Raw genomic sequence first — 14,290 nt, 5'->3', positions numbered from 1 at the left:
TAGCGTGTGACGCTCCGCGGCATCGGTGATTGTTTCCGTGGGGTCAGTCTACGTGAAAGCTCGGATGGAATGGGGGGCAGCGGTGCTGTTCGCTACAGGCGTCGGCCGCTTCCCCGCGCGCGGAGGAAGAGGCCCCTATGATAGGGAGAGCCCATAGGGGCTTTCAGACTATTGAGAGAAGGAGGGGACCATGCCCACCGGTAAAGTGAGGTTCTTCGACGCAGATCGCGGTTTTGGCTTCATTGCGGGAGATGACGGAGCTGATGTCTTCCTCCACTCGTCCGCGCTGCCGGCCGACCACGCCAACCCGCGAGTGGGCGCTCGCGTGGAGTATTCGGTGGCCGACGGACGAAAGGGACCGCAGGCTCTGAGCGTGCGTTTCCTCAAGGAGACAGCTTCCGTTGCCCGAGCCAAGCGCCGCAAGCCGCAGGCGATGGTGCCCGTCGTCGAGGACCTGATTAAGCTCCTCGACTCCTCGAGCGCCGCGCTGCGCCGCGGTTCCTACCCGGACAACGCGACCAAGATCGCGAAGGTGCTGCGCGCCGTCGCAGAGGAATTTGATGCCTAAGACTAATGCCCGCCTGCGGGCAGTGAAGAAGGACGCCGTCCTCGAGGCCGCCGTCGACGTCGCGCGCGCCGGTGCCGAGGCCGTCGCGCACCCGCGTCCCGTCGGCGAGCACGTCGGATTCGAGATGGTGTCGGAGCGCCTGGCTACCCACTACTTCGCGTCGACCGACGCGGGTTACGTGGGCTGGTGCTGGGCTGTGACCGTCGCCCGCGTGCCGCGCGGACGCGTCGCCACCGTGTGTGAAGTCGGTATGACCCCCCGTGAGGGCGCGCTTCTGGCCCCCGAGTGGGTTCCGTGGGAGGATCGCCTGCGTCCCTCGGATATTTCTCGCGACGACGTCCTGCCCTACAAGGCGGACGATGAGCGTCTTGTGCAGAGCTTCGAGGACACGAGCGTGGACCCGGACCTGCCGGTCGTGCGAGAGCTCGGCTTAGGGAGGGTGCGTGTCCTCTCGCCGGAAGGGCACAGCCAGGCCGCGAAGCGCTGGTACGAGTCGGAGCGCGGCCCGAAGTCCGGGCGTCGCCCGCGTAACACGTGTTCGACGTGCGGCTTCCTCGTGAAGATGGGCGGCGACATGCGCACGATGTTTGGCGTGTGTGCAAACGAGTGGGCGACCGACGACGGCGCTGTGGTCTCACTGGACCACACGTGCGGCTCCCACTCGGAGACCGACGTGACCAAGAACGGCACCGCATGGCCCGTGCGTCCCTCGCGCGTGAACGAGGGGGCACTCGACGCCGAGCCGATGCCGCGCGCATCGAACGAGGCGAAGAAGGATGAGGCCGTGGTCGCCGAAGTGACGTCCTCCCAGGCCGAGGCCCCGACGGGTGAAGAACAGGAAGGCTGACGTTTCCTTCCGCTACAAACTGACAGAAAGCACCCGGGACTGAGCCCCGGGTGCTTTCTCAGCAAGTGGGCAAATGGTGAGTTTGTTTGCATGCGGGCGGCCGAACAGGCACGATTATCCGGTGAGCACACAAGAAAAGACCGCCCCGTCCCACGGCGGCTTCGCACAGTCACTTGATTCGTTCTTCCAGATTTCCAAGCGCGGCTCGACTATTAGTCACGAAATCCGCGGTGGAATTGTCACCTTCTTCGCGATGGCATACATCCTGGTCGTCAACCCGGCGATCCTGGGCAATGCCGTGCCCGAAGACGGCTCCATCACGACCCAGGGCATCGCAGCCGGCACCGCGCTCGTCGCGGGCATCATGACGATCCTCATGGGCGTTGTCGCGAACTACCCCCTGGCGCTCGCCGCAGGCCTCGGCCTCAACGCGGTCGTCGCCTTCACCCTGGTCCTCGGTGCCGGCCTCAGCTATGGCGAGGCCATGGGCATCATCGCCTGGGAAGGTATCCTCATCTTCCTGCTCGTCCTCACGGGCTTCCGCGAGGCCGTTTTCCGTGCGGTTCCCGCCGCCCTCAAGACCGCCATCACGGTGGGTCTGGGCCTCTTCGTGGCCCTCATCGGCCTCGTGAACGCGGGCATCGTGCGCACCGGCGCGACCCCCGTCCAGTTCGGCATCTCGGGCTCGCTCGACGGCTGGCCGGCCTTCGTCTTCGTGTTCGGCCTGTTCCTCATGATGATCCTCTACGTGCGCAAGGTGAAGGGCGCGGTGCTGATCTCGATCATTGCCTCCACGATCCTCGCAGTCATCGTTCAGGCCTTCACCCACATCGACCGCATCTCCGACACCAACCCGACCGGCTGGGGCCAGACCGTCCCCGAGCTCAAGGGCTCCCCGATCGCGGTTCCCGTGTTCGACACGCTCGGCAAGGTGGATCTCTTCGGCGGCTTCGGCAAGCTCGGCGTCGTCTCCGTGATCCTGCTGGTCTTCTCGCTCATGCTCGCGGACTTCTTCGACACGATGGGCACCATGGTGGCCGTCGGCGCCGAGGGTAACCTGCTGGACAAGGACGGCAACCCGCCCAAGACCCGCCAGATCCTGATCGTCGACTCCCTGGCCGCGGTGGCGGGCGGCGTCGGCGGCGTCTCCTCGAACACCTCTTACGTCGAGTCCGCCTCGGGTGTTGCCGAGGGTGCTCGTACCGGCCTGGCCTCCGTAGTCACCGGCATCCTGTTCCTGCTGTCGACCTTCCTGGCACCCCTCGTTGAGCTGGTTCCGACCGAGGCCGCTTCCACGGCCCTCGTGTTCGTCGGCTTCCTCATGATGACCCAGGTGACCGGCATCGACTGGGATTCGCCGGAGGTTGCGATCCCCGCCTTCATGACGATCGCCTTCATGCCCTTCGGTTACTCCGTGTCCGTCGGCATCGGCGTGGGCTTCGTGACCTATGCGGTCATCCAGCTCGTCAAGGGCAAGCCCGCCAAGGTGCACCCGCTCATGTGGCTGGTCGCCGGTCTCTTCATCATCTACTTCCTGATGGGCCCGATTCAGCGCCTCCTCGGCGTCGGCTGATTCGTCACGCTTCACGCCCTTCCCGCCCCGCCGGAGCCTTCCTCCGGCGGGGCGGTCGTATCCTGGGAAGGTGCACCGATGGGGCCGGTCAGCGCCGCCAGCCCCTGCCTCGTCCAGTGCGCGAAGTGAGAGAGGGAGGAACGGCATGTCGGCAACGTTTGCATCCATGCGCTACGTGAACTACCGGTACTGGTTCGTCGCCTCCCTCATTGCGTCGACGGGCGTGTGGCTCCAGCGCGTCGCCCAGGATTGGTACGTCCTGACGGTCCTCACCGATCATGACGCGTCGCAGGTTGGCCTCGTGACGGCGCTTCAGTTCCTCCCCATCATCCTGTTCTCCGCGTGGGCGGGGGTCCTCGCGGATCGCATCCCGGGGCGCCGCCTCCTGCAGTGCACGCAGGTCGGCGTCGGCCTCGTGTCCCTCATCATCGGTATCGTCGTCCTGACGGGGACGGGTGAGCTCTGGCACCAGTACGTCCTCGCGTTCATCTCGGGGACGATCTCCGCCGTCGATACCCCGGCGCGTCAGGCCTTCGTGGGCGAGCTCGTGCCCCACGAGAAGATGGCGAACGCCGTTGCCCTGAACGCTACCGCCTTCCATACCGCCCGCCTGATTGGCCCGGCCTCTGCGGGCTTCTTCATCGACTGGTGGGGTATTGGTCCGGTCTTTCTGATCGATGCTGTCATGTTCATGGCCCCCGTCATCGCGCTAGCCCTCATGCGCGGAGACCAGCTCTATCCGCGCACCCTCGTGCCGCGCGCCCCGGGGCAGCTGCGCGAGTCCGTCGCGTACGTGCACAGCCGCACCGACATTCGCATCATCCTCGCGCTGATCTTCGTTGTGAGCGCGCTGGGTATGAACTTCCAGATGACGAGCGCCCTCATGGCGACGACGGTGTTCGGAAAGGCCGCCGGCTCTTTTGGCATCCTCTCAACGTTCATGGCGGTGGGGTCGATCCTCGGCTCCACGGGCGCCGCGCGCCGCGCTCCCCGCCTGCGCATCATCCTTATCGGCGCCGCCTTCTACGGGACCGCCGAGATTCTCCTGGCCCTGTCGCCCTCCTACTGGTGGTTCGCGCTCCTGTCGATCCCGACGGGTTTCGGCATGCTCACGATGAACACGAGCGCGAGCGCCCTCGTGCAGACGCGCACCGATCCCGACAAGCGCGGGCGCGTCATGGCCCTGTACTCCCTCGTGTTCCTCGGAGCGACGCCGATCGGGTCGCCGCTCATCGGATGGGTGGGCACGACGTTCGGCGCGCGCTGGTCCATCCTGGTCGGCGGCATCGCCTCCCTCGGCATCGCGCTTATCTGTGGAGCGTGGGCGATGATTCACTGGAAGGGGCGCGTCGTGCGCCGCCGCTCGTTGCCATGGGTGGGCATCGAGGCGGATTCCTCCGTGGACGCGCCGCGTCGTTTGGTCGACCCGACCTGAGGGGCGTCGAGGGCTTTAGAGCACGCGCTCCAGGCAGTAGTCGATGCACGCCAGGAGAGCCTCGACGTCGTCGACCTCCACGCTCGGCCACGTGCCGATGCGCAGCTGGTTGGTGCCCACGCCGCGGTAGGCACCGATGTCGACGATCCCCCGCGCGCGCAGGTGCGCGGCCAGCTCGGAGACGCTCGCGGCCTCGTTGATCTCGATCGTGGCGGTCACGGGGGAGCGCCACGCCGGGTTGTCCACGAAGGGGCGTGCGGCCAGATTCGCTTCGGCCCAGTCGTAGATGAGGGACGAGGCCTGGGCGCAGTGGGCGCTCACCGCGTCCATCCCGCCGCGCTCGAGGAGCCAGCGGACCTGGCGCTCCGCCATCACGATCGTTGCGAGCGCGGGAGTGTTGAGCGTCTGGTCCTTGCGCGAGTTGTCGATGGCTGCGGACAGGGAGAGGAACTGCGGGACCCATCGCCCGTCGGTGCTCTCCTCGACGCGGTGGGTGCGCTCGATGGCGGCGGGGGAGAGGACCGCGACCCATAGGCCGCCGTCGGACCCGAGGGCCTTTTGGAGGGAGAAATAGTAGGCGTCGACCTGGGTCAGGTCGACGGGTGCAGCCCCCGCGATCGACGTGCCGTCCACGAGGGTGAGCGCGTCGGGCGCCTCGACCCGGTAGACGGGGGAGGTGACGCCGGTGGAGGTCTCGTTGTGGGGGTAGGCGTAGACGTCGACGCCCTCTGAAGCCCGGCGCGGGGAGACGGTGACGAGAGATCCGTGTGCGGCCTCGTCAATGAGGGGGGCAGTGAGGTGAGGTGCGTGGGCGGCCTCGGAGGCGAACTTTGCGCCGAATGCGCCCCAGGAGCCGAACGTCGCGCGCGAAGAGATGAGGCACGCGCAGGCTGCGTCCCAGAATGCGGAGGCGCCGCCGTTGCCCAGGACGACCTCGTAGTCGCTGGGGACCGACAGAAGGGTGCGCAGCCCGTCCTTCAGCGAGGCAACCACGTCTCGCACGGGGGCTGCGCGGTGGGAGGTGCCCATGAGGAGAGGGGCGGAGAGCGCCTCAATCTGTGCGGTGCGCACCTTGGAGGGGCCGCAGCCGAAGCGTCCGTCAGCGGGGACGAGGGCCTGGGGGATGTCGGGGAAAGCCACCATGGCAACAGCCTAGTCTTCTCGGGCAGGGTATTTCCATCACGTTCATTAATCGAATTGTCGTGAGGGCGCCCACGCCGACACGCCTGTTTTTCCGCATCAACGTGTCGTTGCTCTTGCGGGGAGGAAGGTGACCCTATTCTGTGTTTACTACCTGCCTGATGAAGGAGGCCGACGTGGCAGACCTGATCGACACCACCGAGATGTACCTCAAGACCATCCTTGAGCTCGAGGAGGATGGGGTCACCCCCCTGCGTGCGCGCATCGTCGACCGCCTGGGGCACTCCGGCCCGACGGTCTCGCAGACGGTCGCGCGCATGGAGCGCGATGGGCTGCTGCATGTCATGGGCGATCGTCGCCTCGAGCTGACTGACACTGGCCGGGCGCGCGCCACCGAGGTGCTGCGTAAGCATCGCCTGGCCGAGCGTCTCCTCCTTGACGTGATTGGCATGGACTGGGCGCAGGTGCACGACGAGGCGTGCCGCTGGGAACACGTGATGAGCGACGCCGTCGAGGCACGCCTGGAGGAGCTGCTCAGCAATACGTGCGTGGACCCCTACGGCAACCCTATGCCTGGCTGTGCGCCGCCGGAGGGCGCCTATTCTGCCGAGCTGGCGGTGCGTTCGCTCGAGGCGGGGGCCCTCACGCTGGCGCGCATTGGCGAGCCGATTCAGGCGGACGCGGAGCTGCTTGGCTCCTTCGATGAGCTGGGCCTGCGTCCGGGTGCGCGAGTGGGCCTCTCTGCGCACGGTGACGTCGTGCGTGTCGCCGCTCTCGACGAGGCCGGCGAGGTTCGCGGTTACCTGACGATCCCGATGGCGCTGGCCGCGCACCTTTTCGTGCGGGATGAGTGAGCGCTGACGATTGACGAGGCCGGGGCGATAAGCCCCGGCTTTTGTCGTCTACGGGGTGTGTCTCGAATCTCGAAACGTGTGAGGGGGCGGGGTTTTTCCTGAGATTGCGGGACGCAAATGTCACGGAATGGTAACGATGAGGGTGGTCACTGTTACCAGAACGTGACATTGGCTGGGTGGTCAAGGTATAGTTGCTGTCGGTCATCAGACCGCCCGCCCATTCGGAACCCGAAGTGAGACGACGAATGGAGCGGAAAAATCGTCTCACGCGGGGAACCCAGATGTGGCTCCTTGAGCCTTGGGGTGAAGCTCGCACGCCGAGCCGGACCTCCCGTCCGAACCCGACAGCTAACCTCGCAGGGAAACAGGGAGAACATGAGTGAAGACTATTAAGCCTGCTCCGCGTCACCGCATGGCACGTCGCCCGCTGACCGATTCCGTGGTCGAGGGTGTGAACGTTTCCGGCGCCGCTCGTCCGATCGCTTTCGCGTCGGCCGCCGGTGTTGCGCTGACCGCGATTGCCGCCGGCGTTGCGAACGCCGCCCCGGCGACCCCCCAGTCTGAGCCGCAGAGCGCTGACCTCAACACGACGACCGTTGCCGTCGATGACGTGACCACCGTTGAGGTCCCGGACATTGAGTGGACCGCTGAAGAGGACGTCACCGCTTCTGCGACCGCTGAGGCCCCCGCGTCGGCCCCCGCCGCCGCGACCCCCGCCGCCGATCAGTCCGACTCGGCTGCTTCTCGCTCGGAGACCCGTTCCGACGCGACCTCCGATACCTCCGCCCGTCAGGCCAGCCTGAACGCGGCCGGCGGCGACATCGTCTCCGTAGCCCTCGGCCTGACCGGTATCCCCTACGTCTACGGTGGCGAGACCCTTGGTGGTCTTGACTGCTCCGGCCTGGTCAAGTACGCGTACGCGGCTGCTGGCATCAACCTGCCGCACTCCTCGTCCGCTCAGACCGCTGGTGGCACCATCGTGTCCGACCCGCAGCCCGGCGACATCGTGTCCTACCCCGGTCACGTCGCCATCTACATCGGCGGCGGTCAGATGGTTGAGGCCACGGTGCCCGGCAGTCTCTCCCGGGTTTCGCCGGTCCGCGCTGGCGCCACCTACGTGCGCTACTGAGCCTGCGATACATAGCTGATGATCCCCGCAGCCCCTACGGGCTGCGGGGATCGCTGTTTGTGCTCGGTTTGGGCTTTCGTGGATCGTTAAAATGCGGCACAATATAAGTGACTGCCACCACGAGGAGGACATCATGAGTTCTACCGAAGTCATTCTGGTCGGTGTCGATGGCTCGACGGAGAGCCTTGCCGCCGTCAAATGGGCCGCTGATCGCGGCGCGCGCACCGGAGCGCGTATCCATTGCCTGTGTACCTACGCGCTGGCCTCGTACTCTGCGGCCGCCCTGGACGGCGGATACGCCGTTCTCGACGATGAGGCCCTGAAGGCGGGCGCCGAACAGGTCGTCGAGGAGGCGAAGGCCCTGGCTCGCGAACGCGGAGCGACGCATGTCTCCGGTTCGACTGAGCCCGGAGACCCGGCGGGGGTGCTCATCGACTTCTCCGCTGAGGTGGACATGATCGTCGTCGGTTCCCGCGGCGGCGGCGGATTCGCCGATCGTCTCCTGGGGACGGTCTCCTCCGCTCTGCCCGCTCACTCGAAGTGCCCCGTCGTCGTCGTTCCCCGCCACACCTCGGGCAAGAAATTCACGCCCGTCGAGCGCGTCGTCGTCGGTATCGACGGCACCGATCAGCCCTCGTGCGCGCTCAAGCGCGCGATCGGCGAGGCCCGCCTGTGGGATGCGCGCCTGACCGCGGTGTCCGCCGTGCCGATCGCGGTGGGCCCGTCCGTCATGACGTGGACCCCCACGGGCGTCGATCACTCGGCCCTGCTCGCGCAGGTGCGCGAGGGAATGGACGCCGCGATCGCCGCCGCCCTGGACGGCGATGACATGCACGTCTCCCGCCACGCCCTCGACGGCTCAGCGGCATCGCTGCTCATCGAGTTCTCCACTGCGGTCGACCTGGTGGTCGTCGGCACCCGCGGGCGCGGAGGGCTGGCCGGTGTGCTCCTCGGTTCTACGTCGCAGACGGTGCTCGGTCACTCGACCTGCCCGATCATGATCGTTCCCTCCGCCCACCTCGGGGATGCGGGAACGGCCGTGCACACCGAATGGGAGCGCCGCTAATCGCATACGTTCACGAGGCCGGGGTCCGAAGCGTGGGTACCCCGGCCTCGTCCGTGTATGGAGACGAATGTTCGCCCGGGGTGAGGCTCCCCGCACGACGACGCAGGGCAGCGGTGCGCGCACTTTGCTACAGTGGGCGCGGACAACTTGTCACGCCCTCGTAGCTCAGGGGATAGAGCACCGCTCTCCTAAAGCGGGTGTCGGACGTTCGAATCGTCTCGGGGGCACAGTAGAAGGACGCCATGCGCAACGCCCTTGGGTCTCTCGTGACCGTCGTGGCCGCCCTGTGTTGGGGCGCCTCCGGCGTCTCCGCCGACTACCTCATGGAGCATCACGGCATCGAGCTGACCCTCATCAGTTTCTTCCGCATGTTCGTCTCGGGCATCCTCGCCCTCGTTTACGTTCTCGCGCGCTCGTGCGGGGTATCCGCTCGTCATCGAGAATTGGTGTCCTCATCTCGCAACTGGCGAGACCTTGTGATCTACGCGATATTTGGGCTCGCGGCCTGTCAGATCACCTACATGGGGGTGATTCGCGCCTCGAACGCGGGCACCGGCACCGTCCTTGAGTACCTGGGCCTCATCCTCATCGTCGTCTGGGTGTGTCTCACCCACAGGCGATGGCCGCGTGCCTCCGAGGTGATCGCCATCGTCCTCGCCGTGACCGGCACCTTCCTGCTGTGCACGAACGGGTCGCTGGACTCCCTCGTTATCACGCCCACCGCGCTCGCCTGGGGAGCCGTCGCTGCGCTCACGCGCGCGACATACACACTGCTGCCCGCTCGGCTTATTGCGGCCTATGGCGTGGACGTCGTCGTGGCATACGGCCTCCTGATCGCCGGTGCGTGCGTCGGCCTGGTCGGTCGAGTGTGGCGTTTCCACATCACCTGGACGCCCGACGTCGTGCTCGCTATGTTCAGCACCGTCGTCCTCGGCACCGCCGTCGCCTCCACCGCCTTCCTGTGGGGCGTGGACCGCATTGGGCCCGTCAAGGCCTCGCTCATCGGGAGCCTCGAGCCCATCGCCGCGACCGCCTTTTCCGCCCTCGTCATGGGAAGCTCCTACACGGGCATCGACATCGCCGGTATGGCCCTCATCGTCGGCGCCGTTGTGACCATTTCCGTTGTCGACCTCCTCCGGGCGCGCCGCGTCACACAATAGGGCGGTGCTGCCGTAGGGTTAAAACGTGGTTCCTAGTATCTTTTCGCGCCGTTCCGCCCCTGAGCCCGAGGCCCCCGAGGCTTCGTCCACCTCGACGCACCCGACCACCCTCGTCGGCTCTGCGCGCGAGAAGTGGCGCTCACGTCTCGACCAGGACATCGCCGCAGACTCCACGTCTCTGCCGACGCTGTCCCTGTCCGGCGCGCACCCCGGAGGTCTCGCCCAGCTCTACACGGAACACCCGGTACGCCTGAGCCTCCTCATCCGCGAACCCATCGCCCTGGGCCGCGCCCTCGAGCGCGCCCGGTCCATCATCGCACGCTCCGAGCAGCGTGCCTCCGCGCACGGCACAGGCCCCATCCACCTGGGAATCGGCACGGCCTCGTGGCGCAACGGAACCGACGCCGTCACCGTCCCCGCCCTGCTGCGCCCCGTGCGCCTCGTGCGTCGCGACGACGACGTGCTCATCGCGCTCGGACGCGGCGGCCTGCTCGCTCCCGAACTGGCCGAGGCACTGCGCAGCCACGGCCTCAACGTGGACGGGGACACGATCCTCGCCCAGGCCAGCGGAGCCCACGGGTTCTCCTCCTCGCAGGCGATGGCTGCCCTGCGTGATGCCTGCGCCGCCCTGCCGCGCTTCGAGGTCCGCGACGACCTCGTCATTGGCCTGTTCTGCCACCCGGCCAGCGCCCTCGCCGCCAGCCTGGCCGAGGACGTGACAGCCCTCGAGGACTCTCAGGTGATCCGCGCGCTCGCGGGCGACCAGGACGCGCGCAACGACCTGCGCTCCGAGGCTCCGGTCCCCAACCCCGCCGACCGTGACCCGTGGGCAGAAAAGGGCGTCGGCGACCTGATTCCCTCCCAGCAGGACGCGGTCGAGGCCGCCTCCGACGGTCGAAGCGTCTTCATCGACATCCCCGCGCACAGCGACGACGCCTCCGTCGTCGCGGCCATCCTCGCGGACGCGGCCGCCACCGGTCGGTCGGTCCTGCACGTGTCGACCTCCCCGTCACGTTCGATCGCCGCCTACACGCGCCTGGCTGATCTGGGCCTCGCCGACATCGTCGCTAACATCGACGGCTATTCCGACGCGCGTAAGAACCTCGCCGCGCGCGTGAGCGCCGCAATGGAGGACACCTCGCCCGTCGTCGACCAGGCAAGCGTTGACGAGATGCGTGCCCGCCTGCGTCAGGTGCGCGGCCAATTGGCCTCGTACGTGGCCGAGCTCCACCAGCCCTACGGCCGCTTTGGCGTGTGTGCGGCCGACGCGCTGCGTGCTCTCACGGACCTAACGAGCGGCGAGAATGCGCCCACGACCCGCGTGCGTCTGGACGAAAAGACCCTCTACGAGATTGCGGTCGATCAGGGTGAGAGCGCCCGCGCCCTGCTGCGTGAGGCCCTGGCGTCTGGGACCCTCAAGGGCTCCGCCTCCTCCGCGTGGGGCAACGCCGTCCTGACCTCTGACGAACAGGCCTCCGACGTGCTGCTGCGCGTCGACCGCCTCTCTAAGACCCTGCCCGAGCTGCGCGTGCGCATCGCGGCTGTCGCCGGCGAGGCCGGCATCAAGCCCGCCGGCACGCTCGCCCAGTGGGACCGCCAGCTCGCCATGTTCGACGGCATCGCCGACGTCCTCGACGTATTCCTGCCCCGCGTGTTCGAACGCAGCGCCGCCGACATGGTGATCGCAACCGCGCCCAAGCAGTGGCGCAAGGACCACGATATTTCGATGGGCCGCTCCGAGCGCAACCGCCTCGTCAAGCAGGCCCAGGACCTCGTGCGCCCGGGCGTGCACGTTCCCGACCTGCACCGTGCCCTCATTCGCGTCCAGGAGCGCCGCGACGCGTGGTGCGCGGTCTGCGGCGACGACTCGTGGCCCATCCTCCCCGCGAAGATCGGCGAGATTTCGGCCCTCACGGACGCCGTGCGTGATGACCTTGACGCCATCGCCCCCGTGTTCGCGGCAGAGGAGCCGGACCTGGTGGGCACCCACCTGCAGCGCCTGACGACCCTCATCGAACGCTGGGCCGGCGACACGTCCGCCGCTCGCGAGGTGCCCGCGCGCCTTCAGATGCGCGAGCGCCTGGCCGCTCACGGCCTCGACAAGCTCGCCCAGGACCTCGCCGATCGCGAGGTCGAAGACGCCGCGATCGACACCGAGCTCGATCTTGCGTGGTGGGCCTCGCTGCTGCGCGCCATGCTCGCCTCCCAGCCCGCGCTTGGCGGGGTGGACCCTGCCTCCCTCGAGGACCTGGCGCGTGAGGGCTGCGAGCTTGATGAGGCTCAGGTGGCTTCGCTCATCCCGCAGGTCATCACGGGCGTGCGCCGAATCCGCACGAACGCCCTGGCGGCCCGACCCAGCCAGTACGAGGAGCTGCACGACCTGCTCGTCGACGGAACGGCTCCCTCCGACCTGGACTTGCTCACGTCGTACCCGCTCGTGCGCCACCTGCTGCCCGTCCTCATGACGGTGCCTGCGATGGTTCCGGCCCTTGCGCCGACGGGACGTACCGTGGACGTCGTTGTCCTGGACGGCGCTGACGGCCTGCCGCTCGCCGAGCTGGCACCCATCATCGCGCGTGGCCACCAGCTGGTCGTGATCGACGATCTGACCGGCGCCTCGGAAAGCGGCGCGACCCGCGAGCTGGCGGGCGTCCTGCCGGTTGTGCGCGTCGAGCCCGGTCCGCGCCGCCTCAACGATCAGGTCGCCCTGCTGCTTGCCCGCTACGGCTACGAGCACGCCGGTATCCCCGTCCCGTGGACCGCCGCGAACGCGCCCGTGTCCGCCCGCTGGGTGGAGGCGACGGGCATGCCCGCGCCCGGTGCGCACGCGATCGAATCGACCGCCGCCGAGGTGCGCGCAGTTGTCGACGCCGTCATCGAACACGCGGTCGAGGCCCCGGAGCGTTCCCTCGCGGTCGTCGCTCTGTCCGAGCGGCACGCGCAGCGTATCCGCGAGGCCCTGGAGAGTGTGAAGGCCGACGAGCCCGGACTGGCCTCGTTCTTCGATCCCGCGACCCCGGAGCCCTTCGTTGTCGTCGGCCCCGATCAGGTGGCTGGCCTGACCCGCGAATCGCTCATCCTGTCCGTCGGGTTCGCGAAGACCCCGCACGGGCGGGTCATTCACGACTTCGGCGTCCTGTCGAGCGAGGAGGGTGCGGACGCGCTCGCCGAGGTCCTGCGCGTCGTGCGCGGCGACCTGACGCTTGTTTCCGCCCTGCACAGCGCGGAGATTGACCGTGACCGCCTGGGCCACGAGGGCTCGCGTATGCTCGTCGACCTCCTGGAGATTGCTGAAGGCCACGCGGGCGAGGGCATGGACGCCTGGCCCGTCCTGACCGGCGAACCGGATCGCCTGCTCGTCGACCTTGCCGAGCGCCTGTACTCGCGCGGCCTCGAGGTTGTCGCGAACGTCGGTATCCCCGGCGGCATGCGGATCCCGCTTGCGATCGGTCACCCGGAGTCTCCGGGGCGCCTGCTTCTCGCGGTGCTCACGGATGACGAGGAGTACCTGGCGGAACGCAGCCAGCGCGTGCGCGACCGCGCCCGTCCCCGCTGGCTCGAAGCCCAGGGCTGGGCGGTCTACACCGCCCTGTCGATGCCGCTGTTTATCGACCCCGACAAGGAGGCATCGCTCGTCGTCGATGCCGTCCTGGATGCGCTTGAGAAGCTGCGCGCCACCGACGATGAGCCCGTCGTCGAGGTCCCCGAACGCATCGCCGATGACGAGGCCGCGGACGAGCGCGTGGAAGAGCGCGTGGAAGAGGCTTCCTCCGGTGACGGTGACGAGGGGGCGGACGCGGCTGAGGACTCCTCGGACGCCTCGGCCCCGCGCATGCCGATGCTGGACGACGGCCTCGACGAGGAATCCAAGCGCCGCAAGAAGGCCGATGAGGACACCACCGGCATGCTGCTGGCGATCAAGCGCAAGGAGCGCGCCTCCGAGGAGAACCGTGGGCCTCGCCCCGCGATCGCCAAGGGCCTGCCGCTGGCCGCCTACTCCGACGACCAGCTCGACGAGATGGCCGCCTGGGTGCGTTCCGACGGCGTCGAGCGCACCGACCTGGAGACCGCCGAAGAGCTGCGCGAGGCCCTGGGTATCACCCGACGCGGCTTCCAGTCCGACGCGGTCCTAGGCAACGTCGTGCGCCGCACGAAGCCCGCGGCCAGCGCGCAGGAATCTGACGAGGCTTCGGCCTCCGATGACGCGCAGCTGGAGGAATCCTCCGATGAGTGAGACGACGCCGCGCAAGCGTCGCCGCGTCGCCCGCTACGTGTCCGACGTAGACCGCCGCCTTATCGAGGAGGGCCTGCCGCCCTCCTGGGAGGATCGTGTGCGACCCGAGGACACACGCCCCGGTTCCATGGCTGATACCCCCGACCGGGGCGACGGGGCCAACGACGTGCGGCTGCTCGAGAACGTGCCGCCGCACGCGCAGGTGCGGGCGTAGGGGTTGGTGCGTGAGCGCGAGTTTTCTTCGCTGGAGCGGCGCTCTCGTGTTGTGCTGATACAAAAAGGCG

At 67.9% G+C, this 14,290-nt stretch carries 11 protein-coding genes, 1 tRNA gene and 1 riboswitch; of the genes, 11 read left to right on the top strand and 1 reads right to left on the bottom strand.

What is annotated here, in order from left to right; all coding sequences use genetic code 11:
* Positions 1–190: 190 nt before the first annotated feature.
* From ACTODO_RS01740 to ACTODO_RS01725, 4 genes are all read left to right on the top strand, one after another.
* Positions 191–568, top strand: coding sequence for a cold-shock protein (locus ACTODO_RS01740; RefSeq protein ID WP_003790694.1), 378 nt, complete (start codon positions 191–193; stop codon positions 566–568).
* A complete protein-coding gene (locus ACTODO_RS01735; RefSeq protein WP_003790692.1) occupies positions 561–1,415 on the top strand; it encodes a DUF3027 domain-containing protein in 855 nt (284 codons plus the stop codon). Before ACTODO_RS01740 ends, ACTODO_RS01735 begins: the two co-directional genes overlap by 8 nt.
* 121 nt (positions 1,416–1,536) lie before the next feature.
* On the top strand, positions 1,537–2,988 hold the full coding sequence (locus ACTODO_RS01730) for an NCS2 family permease (RefSeq protein ID WP_034511818.1): 1,452 nt from the start codon (positions 1,537–1,539) through the stop codon (positions 2,986–2,988).
* Positions 2,989–3,133: 145 nt separating this feature from the next.
* Complete coding sequence (locus tag ACTODO_RS01725) at positions 3,134–4,423, top strand: MFS transporter (protein WP_034511815.1); 1,290 nt, start codon at positions 3,134–3,136, stop codon at positions 4,421–4,423.
* 15 nt (positions 4,424–4,438) lie between these two features.
* Here the strand turns inward: ACTODO_RS01725 and serC are convergent, their stop codons facing one another.
* The gene (serC, locus tag ACTODO_RS01720; protein ID WP_003790686.1) at positions 4,439–5,566 is read right to left on the bottom strand and encodes a phosphoserine transaminase; all 1,128 of its coding nucleotides are present in this window, start codon (positions 5,564–5,566) and stop codon (positions 4,439–4,441) included.
* Positions 5,567–5,739: 173 nt separating this feature from the next.
* On the opposite strand from serC, the gene ACTODO_RS01715 reads away from it, so the two are divergent.
* The 7 genes from ACTODO_RS01715 (at position 5,740) to ACTODO_RS01685 (ending at position 14,220) form a co-directional block, all read left to right on the top strand.
* Positions 5,740–6,417, top strand: coding sequence for a metal-dependent transcriptional regulator (locus ACTODO_RS01715; RefSeq protein ID WP_034512560.1), 678 nt, complete (start codon positions 5,740–5,742; stop codon positions 6,415–6,417).
* A gap of 236 nt (positions 6,418–6,653) precedes the next feature.
* Positions 6,654–6,794, top strand: a riboswitch (cyclic di-AMP (ydaO/yuaA leader).
* A 2-nt stretch (positions 6,795–6,796) separates the two neighbouring features.
* Complete coding sequence (locus ACTODO_RS01710; RefSeq protein ID WP_346432464.1) at positions 6,797–7,546, top strand: C40 family peptidase; 750 nt, start codon at positions 6,797–6,799, stop codon at positions 7,544–7,546.
* A gap of 133 nt (positions 7,547–7,679) precedes the next feature.
* Positions 7,680–8,612: a universal stress protein gene (locus ACTODO_RS01705; RefSeq protein WP_034511812.1), complete on the top strand. Its 933-nt coding sequence runs from the start codon at positions 7,680–7,682 to the stop codon at positions 8,610–8,612.
* A gap of 154 nt (positions 8,613–8,766) precedes the next feature.
* Positions 8,767–8,839 (top strand) — tRNA-Arg (locus ACTODO_RS01700).
* A 15-nt stretch (positions 8,840–8,854) separates the two neighbouring features.
* Positions 8,855–9,772, top strand: a complete 918-nt coding sequence (locus tag ACTODO_RS01695) for a DMT family transporter (RefSeq protein WP_003790676.1) — start codon at positions 8,855–8,857, stop codon at positions 9,770–9,772.
* 25 nt (positions 9,773–9,797) lie between these two features.
* On the top strand, positions 9,798–14,006 hold the full coding sequence (locus ACTODO_RS01690; RefSeq protein WP_003790674.1) for a hypothetical protein: 4,209 nt from the start codon (positions 9,798–9,800) through the stop codon (positions 14,004–14,006).
* Positions 13,999–14,220, top strand: a complete 222-nt coding sequence (locus ACTODO_RS01685) for a hypothetical protein (RefSeq protein ID WP_003790672.1) — start codon at positions 13,999–14,001, stop codon at positions 14,218–14,220. Before ACTODO_RS01690 ends, ACTODO_RS01685 begins: the two co-directional genes overlap by 8 nt.
* Positions 14,221–14,290: the final 70 nt, after the last annotated feature.

Origin of the sequence: Schaalia dentiphila ATCC 17982, assembly GCF_000154225.1 — a bacterium.
GTDB classification, from domain to species: domain Bacteria; phylum Actinomycetota; class Actinomycetes; order Actinomycetales; family Actinomycetaceae; genus Pauljensenia; species Pauljensenia dentiphila.
Note: the sequence above shows the minus strand (reverse complement) of the source record. Positions and strands in the feature narration are given on the sequence as shown.

Excerpts from the sequence above, each read along its gene's own strand:
- ACTODO_RS01695 (WP_003790676.1), top strand. The coding sequence starts at position 8,855 with ATGCGCAACGCCCTTGGGTCTCTCGTGACCGTCGTGGCCGCCCTGTGT.
- serC (WP_003790686.1), bottom strand. The coding sequence starts at position 5,566 with ATGGTGGCTTTCCCCGACATCCCCCAGGCCCTCGTCCCCGCTGACGGA.
- ACTODO_RS01740 (WP_003790694.1), top strand. The coding sequence starts at position 191 with ATGCCCACCGGTAAAGTGAGGTTCTTCGACGCAGATCGCGGTTTTGGC.
- ACTODO_RS01735 (WP_003790692.1), top strand. The coding sequence starts at position 561 with ATGCCTAAGACTAATGCCCGCCTGCGGGCAGTGAAGAAGGACGCCGTC.
- ACTODO_RS01725 (WP_034511815.1), top strand. The coding sequence starts at position 3,134 with ATGTCGGCAACGTTTGCATCCATGCGCTACGTGAACTACCGGTACTGG.
- ACTODO_RS01705 (WP_034511812.1), top strand. The coding sequence starts at position 7,680 with ATGAGTTCTACCGAAGTCATTCTGGTCGGTGTCGATGGCTCGACGGAG.
- ACTODO_RS01685 (WP_003790672.1), top strand. The coding sequence starts at position 13,999 with ATGAGTGAGACGACGCCGCGCAAGCGTCGCCGCGTCGCCCGCTACGTG.